This is a genomic window from Rhodococcus sp. EPR-134 (assembly GCF_001647205.1).
Taxonomy (GTDB): Bacteria; Actinomycetota; Actinomycetes; order Mycobacteriales; family Mycobacteriaceae; genus Rhodococcus_F; species Rhodococcus_F qingshengii.
In genome coordinates, this window is the sequence record NZ_LVCT01000060.1 from 1 (window position 1) to 6,248 (window position 6,248).

The 6,248-nt window shown below is 61.6% G+C and carries 6 protein-coding genes and 1 pseudogene; all 7 read right to left on the minus strand.

Annotated elements, in window-relative coordinates:
* On the minus strand, positions 1–659 hold a 659-nt coding region (locus A2J01_RS02950; protein ID WP_156519144.1), incomplete at its 3' end, for an MCE family protein.
* Complete coding sequence (locus A2J01_RS02955) at positions 659–1,963, minus strand: MCE family protein (RefSeq protein ID WP_007734341.1); 1,305 nt, start codon at positions 1,961–1,963, stop codon at positions 659–661. The genes A2J01_RS02950 and A2J01_RS02955, both read right to left, overlap by 1 nt.
* The gene (locus A2J01_RS02960; RefSeq protein ID WP_064111884.1) at positions 1,960–3,018 is read right to left on the minus strand and encodes an MCE family protein; all 1,059 of its coding nucleotides are present in this window, start codon (positions 3,016–3,018) and stop codon (positions 1,960–1,962) included. The genes A2J01_RS02955 and A2J01_RS02960 overlap by 4 nt, the downstream gene beginning before the upstream one ends.
* Positions 3,015–4,034, minus strand: a complete 1,020-nt coding sequence (locus A2J01_RS02965) for an MCE family protein (protein WP_064111886.1) — start codon at positions 4,032–4,034, stop codon at positions 3,015–3,017. The genes A2J01_RS02960 and A2J01_RS02965 overlap by 4 nt, the downstream gene beginning before the upstream one ends.
* Complete coding sequence (locus A2J01_RS02970) at positions 4,034–5,218, minus strand: MCE family protein (RefSeq protein WP_003945815.1); 1,185 nt, start codon at positions 5,216–5,218, stop codon at positions 4,034–4,036. The genes A2J01_RS02965 and A2J01_RS02970 overlap by 1 nt, the downstream gene beginning before the upstream one ends.
* An 11-nt stretch (positions 5,219–5,229) precedes the next feature.
* A complete protein-coding gene (locus A2J01_RS02975) occupies positions 5,230–6,081 on the minus strand; it encodes an MlaE family ABC transporter permease (protein WP_003945759.1) in 852 nt (283 codons plus the stop codon).
* A 64-nt stretch (positions 6,082–6,145) separates the two neighbouring features.
* A pseudogene (locus A2J01_RS35625) lies at positions 6,146–6,248 on the minus strand (ABC transporter permease); the annotation flags it as partial.

Consider the following 6,248-nt stretch of genomic DNA (forward strand, 5'->3'; position numbering starts at 1 on the left):
TGCTGGGCCTGGACCGTCGAGGACAGTCGATCGAGTCCCTCCATCGCCGAAACGATGTCGCCCCGTTGCTTGTCCAGACTGCCGACCAGCTGATCGAGCTGAGGCAGGAGGTCGCGAACCGAATCTTCACGCCCACCGAGAGCGGCGTTGAGTTCCTTCGTGATGTCCTGAACCTGAGCGAGACCGCCGCCGTTCAGTACCACCGACAGCGACGACAGCGTCTGTTCCGTCGTCGGGTAAGCGCCCGCCCGCTCGATCGGAATCAGGTCACCGGCTTCGAGTCGGCCCTCGGGCTCCTCCCCTACCGGCGGCGCCAACTCGATGTGCTGAGAGCCGAGCAAGCTGGTCTGACCGATTTTTGCCGTCGCGTTGGCCGGCAACTGAACCTCGGGATTCAGCGACACCGTCACCAGAGCGTGCCAGCCTTGAACCTTGATGTTCGAAACGCTTCCCACTGCCACGTCATCCACCCGGACGGGCGAATTCTGCGACAGCGTAGTCACGTTCGGCATCTCGATCTGAACCTCGTATGCGCCTTCGCCCCGGCCTTGAGTGCCTGGCATCGGCACCGAGTTGAGACCGTTCCATTCACAACCGCTGGCGCCGAGAGCCACTGCCGTGGCCAACACCGCAACCGTGGTCTTGCGAGCTACCCGCATCAGTTCCCTCCGCCCATGTTGAAGAGTTCGGCGAGATCCTTGGGAACACTCGTCATGGGAGCACCTGACATCGGTCCTGCGACGGTTTCCGGCTGATTCTGACTTGCCGCTTCCAATCCCGGCTCGGTGTAGACGATCTGATCCGGGAAAGCCTGCACACCCGCGACCGGGTTGAACAGGAATCCGGGGTAGTTGCCGATCATCGTGCTGAGCACCGGCCCGAGGTACTGCTTACACAGGTCGGCACTGTTCTGGGAGTTACCACTCTCGATACCTTCGATGGAACCACAGATCCACTGGATCGGATTCTTGAAGTTACTCAGTGCAATTGCGCCGGTCATACTGCCCTGAGCCGGCTTGTAGATCTGATAGAAGTTGGCAAGCGACGTCGGTCCGGAGTGCAGAACCTGCTCGATCTCCGGGCGCTTGTCAGTCAGTACCTGAGTGGCATCGGCGAGACGCGCAACCGATTCGCTCAGTCCCTCGCTGTTGTCCTTGACGAACCGCTGGACGTCGCCGACGGCCAGGTCGAGATCACTGAGGGCGGTACCCAACTCGTCGGAGCTGCTTGCGAGAACGCTTGTCACCGAAGCGAGGTGACCGCTGAACTGCACGATCTGCTCGTTGCTCGAGGACAACGCAGTGACAAACGCCTGCAGGTTCCGAATGGTGGAGAACAAATCGGTCCGGCCTTCGGACAGCGTGTGCATCGTGGCCGAGAGTTCGCGCAGCGTCGACCGAATCGACTCACCGTTACCGTCGAGGTTCGTTCCCACGGTGTCGATGAATCGACCGAGGGAACCCTGATCGTCCAGACCCTCCGGTCCGAGTGCGTCCGACAGTTTGGTCAGTTCGGTCTTGATCTCGTCCCACTCCACCGGAACGGCGGTGCGCTCGATCGGGATCTCGCCGCCGTTGGGCATCTGTTCCCCGCCGGAGTACACGGGGGTCAATTGCACGAAGCGTGCGGACACGAGGCTTTGAGCAACGATGAGCGCCTTGGCATCTGCCGGAACGTCGACGCTCGAATCGATCTTCATCTCGACGTAGGTGTCCCGATCACGCGGTTCGATCTTGGTCACCTTGCCGACGTTGACACCGAGCACTCGCACGACATCGCCCTCGTAGAGACCGGTGGTCGAGACGAAGTGCGCGGAGATCTTGGTCTTGCCCAGGCCAGGGATGAAGAGGTAGGCCGCACCGGCGACGAGCAGCGCGACCAGCACACCCGCTCCGATCAGCACCCACTTCTTGCGTGGGTTGGTGGAGCCCTGTGGATCCTGTGAAGTCATGGTCTCGGTCATTCTCCCGGCCCCCTGATCGTCGGTGGAATACCGGGGAAGAAGTCTTCCAGGTCGCCCGGAACCTGCTCGGGCGCGACGCTGGTGTCCACCAGGGTCTTCCACCAGTTGCTCGGCAGAATGTTGATGATGAAGGCGTCGAAGAACGGGCCGCTGGCCACGGTCTCACCGAGCGCGGTGATGTACGGTCCGAGTCCGTCGAGCGCTCCCGCGATGTTGTCCTTGTTCTGCTGGAGAACCTCGGCGACCGAATTCAGCTTCTCGAGGGTCGGCCCCATCTGAGCCTCGTTCTCCTGCACCAGCGCTGACAGTTGACGTGAGACTGCGCCGGTGTTGACGATCAGTTCGCTGATCGCGTCACGCCGCAAGCTCAGTTCGGCAAACAGCTTGTTGCCGTCGACCAGCAACGAATCGATCTGACCGCTTCTGTCGGAGAGGATCTTGGTGACATCTTCGGCCCGCGAGAGCAATTGGAGCAGGCTCTCGTCGCGTGAGTTGATGCTCTGCGAAAGCCGCGTCATTCCGTCCAACGCGGTGCGCAGTTCGGGCGGAGTATCGGCCAGCGTGTCCGAGATCGCGTTGAGCGAATCGTTGATCTGTTCCGTGTCGAGTTCGGACACCGTTGTCCCGAGGTCACCCAGAGCGGCGTTGAGCGAGTACGGGGAGTTGGTGCGTTCGACCGGAATCGGCGTGTCCGTCCGCAACAGTCCGGATCCTTCCGGCCGTACCGCCAACGACTTTCGCCCGAGAACCGTGTTGGTCTTGATATCAGCCGCTGTCTGCTCGCCCAGGGCGACACCGTCCTGAACGGTGAAGGTGACCAACACCTTCTGGTCGTCCAGTTCGACGTCGCTGACCTTGCCGACCTTCACGCCGGCCATGGTCACGTCGTCGCCGGTGACCAGGCCGCCGGCATCTTGGAAGTACGCCGAGTAGCGAATGCCACCGTTGATGAACTGGAGTTGATCGTATTGAAGCGCGGCACCGACGGTTGCCACCGCCAGGACGAGACCGATGACACCGATCTGTACCGGATTACGTTCACGGGTTGGGGTCATGAGACTTTTGCGCACCTTCCCGTGTCCTGAACTGCCGTGGGCAAGATGATCGTCGTCCCGTCGGGTCCGGAGAACTTGAAAGTGTTGGCGCACAGATAGAACTGGAAGAACGCTCCGTACGTGCCCACTCGGATCAGCTTCCGGTAGTCGGACGGCAGACGATCGAGAGCGGTGTTGATGTCGTCCTTGCCCAGGTCCAGCTGCGTCATCGTTCGGTTGGTCTCCCCGATCAGCGTCTGGATGTCCGGACGTGTCGCCTGCAGCAACGACGCGAGATCTCCCGTGGCACCGGCGACCTCGGTGATCGAATTACCGATCGGGCCACTGTCCTTCGCCAATCCACTGACCAACTGCTGGAGCTGATCGATCGTGGTGGAGAACTGATCGCCCTTGTCGTTGATGGTGCCGAGTACGTCGTTGAGATTGGTGATGACGTCCCCGATCAGCTGGTCTCGGTCCGCCAACGTGCTGGTGAACGAACTGGTGTTTCCCAGCAACGAAACCAGCGTTCCGCCCTGGCCCTGGAGTACCTGCAGCAGGGCCCCGGAGAGGTCGTTGACCTGCTGCGGGTCGAGCGAACGAAGCAGCGGCTTGAATCCGCCGAGCAGCAGATCCAGATCGAGAGCGGGCGACGTCTGATCGACCGGAATGGATCCTCCCGACGGAAGCGTCTCGGTGGAACCGGCGCCCTCGAGCAGTTCCATGTAGCGATCGCCCACCAGGTTCTCGTAGCGCACAGTCGCTTTGGTGCTCTTCATCAGCGAGTACTTGGTGTCGACGTCGAACTCGACCTCGGCCTGGTTGGAGTCACCGATGGACACTCCGGTGACCGACCCGACAGGAACACCGGCGATGCGGACCTTGTCGCCGGACTTGAGTCCCGAGACGTCCGAGAAGGTGGCGTGAAATCCGTTGCTGCTGCTGAAGCGCACCTGACTGAAGACGATCGCCAGTCCGGCGAAGATGACCGCCATGACGACGGTGAAAATCAGCAGCTTGACCGTGGTCGGTCTCATCACTTCCCGTCTTCCTGCTCGTAGGAGTCACCGAAGAGATACTGGAAAATGGTCGGCACGGTAACGCGCAGTTCGGTGTTGGGAACGAAGGGCACGTTGCCGGTGTTGGTGACTGCGAACGGTGCATGCCCGTCGACCTTCGGATCGAATTCGGGCAGACCATAACAATTGGGTCCGCCGGAGGCCGCGACCTTGGGGAGAGATTGCGGATTCTGGTACGCCTCGGCGCCGTACATGAAGCTCGCACTCAGCATCAGCGCCGCTTTGTCCCCGGTGCCTGCCAGTGGCTCGAACTTGATCCGACCGTCGTTCAATCCGACGATGAAGCACGTCAGACCCGACGAGTACTTGTCGAGCAGGGTCGTCGTCGCGGTCAGAGTGTCGAGGGCGGTGGTCAGGTTCTGCTCGTTGTCGGTCAACAACGCGTTGCCGGTGTCCGCGAGGCCGGTGACGTTGAGCAACAGCAAGTCGAGGTTTGCCTGCTCGGCCACGATCGATCCGCTTGTCGCGGTGGCATTGTCGAGGATGCGCATCAGATCCGGTGCCACGTCGGCGTACAGATTGGTGACATCGGCGGCGCCGACCAAGTCTTCCTGGAGCTGCGGCAGAACCGGATTCATCTTCTTCAGATAGGTGTCACCGAGCTCGAGAACCTCACCCAGCGACTCGCCGCGCCCGTTGAGTGCGGTGGAGATCGCGCCGAGTGTGGCGTTGAGCTTTTCCGGTTCGATCTTCGCGAGCACGTCCGAAAGATGTTCGAAGACACTGTTGAACTCGACGGTGACGCTGTCCGAAGCGATGACAGCACCCTCCTGGATCGGCTGAGTCGACGGATCGTCGGGGATCACGATGTTGACGTACTTCGCACCGAACACCGTGGTGGTCTTGATCTCCACCCGGGCGTTCGACGGAATCTTCGACATCTGGCCCGGGTCCATCGCCAACTTCAGGTTTGCCTGGTCCCCGACGAGTGAGATCGACTCGACGCGGCCGACCTGCACTCCGCGCAACTTCACCTTGGCATTGGGTTCCATGACGAGGCCGGCACGCGTGGACGTCACGGTGATGGGCGTGCTCTTGGTGAACCCACCCGAGAACATGGTGAGAGCAACGGCGACGATCGCCACGAGTCCGAGGACCAGGCCGGCTGCGGCCAACTTCTTGTGCCATCTGGGTACGGTCATCGCTTGCCCGCCTATCCCGACAGGTTGAAGTTGCCGGACCCGCCGTAGATGGCGAGTGAGATGAGCAGGGTGACCGTGACGACCGCGATCAACGAGGCGCGCACTGCGTTACCCACCGCGACACCGACGCCGACCGGGCCACCGGTTGCGTTGAAGCCGTAGTAGGTGTGGATGAGCATGACGGCCAGCGCCATGACTATTGCCTGGGCGAACGACCACAGTATGTCCGTGGGTATCAGGAAGGTCGTGAAGTAGTGGTCGTACACGCCGCCGGACTGGTTGTAGAGGAACACCGTCGCAAAGCGGCTGGCGACGAACGACGCGATGACCGCCAGTGAGTACAGCGGGATGATCGCGATCATGCCGGCCATGACGCGGGTGCTGACCAGATACGGAATCGACGGGATCGCCATCGTCTCCAGCGCGTCGATCTCTTCGGAGACGCGCATCGCACCGAGCTGCGCGGTGGAGCCGGCGCCGATGGTCGCGGCGAGGCCGATTCCGGCGATGACCGGCGCTGCGATGCGAACGTTGATGAAGGCGGCGAAGAAGCCCGTCAGTGCTTCGACGCCGATGTTGCCCAGCGAGCTGTAGCCCTGAACGGCGATGGTGCCACCGGTGAACAGTGTCAGGAATCCGACGATCACGACGGTGCCACCGATGACGGCGAGCGCACCGGTGCCCATGCTGATCTCGGCGATCAGTCGCAGAGTTTCACGTGGATAGCGCATCAGCGCCTTGGGAGCGTGACCGAGAGCCTTCGCGAAGAACAGCGCTTGATCACCGATGCTGTCGATACTGCGAGAGATCGAGCCGATCTGTCGACGTGTGCGCGGGAAGCGTCCCGCTGCGGCCAACGCCATCAGATCTCCTCCCGTCTGTCGTTTGTCGTTCTGTCCACTTCGATCTCTCCGACTGCCGTGGGCCTCATCCGGCCGTCAACTTGATACCGATGGTCGTGATGAGCACGTTGACGACGAAGAGCGCCATGAACGCGAACACGACGGTCTGGTTGACCGCGTCACCGACG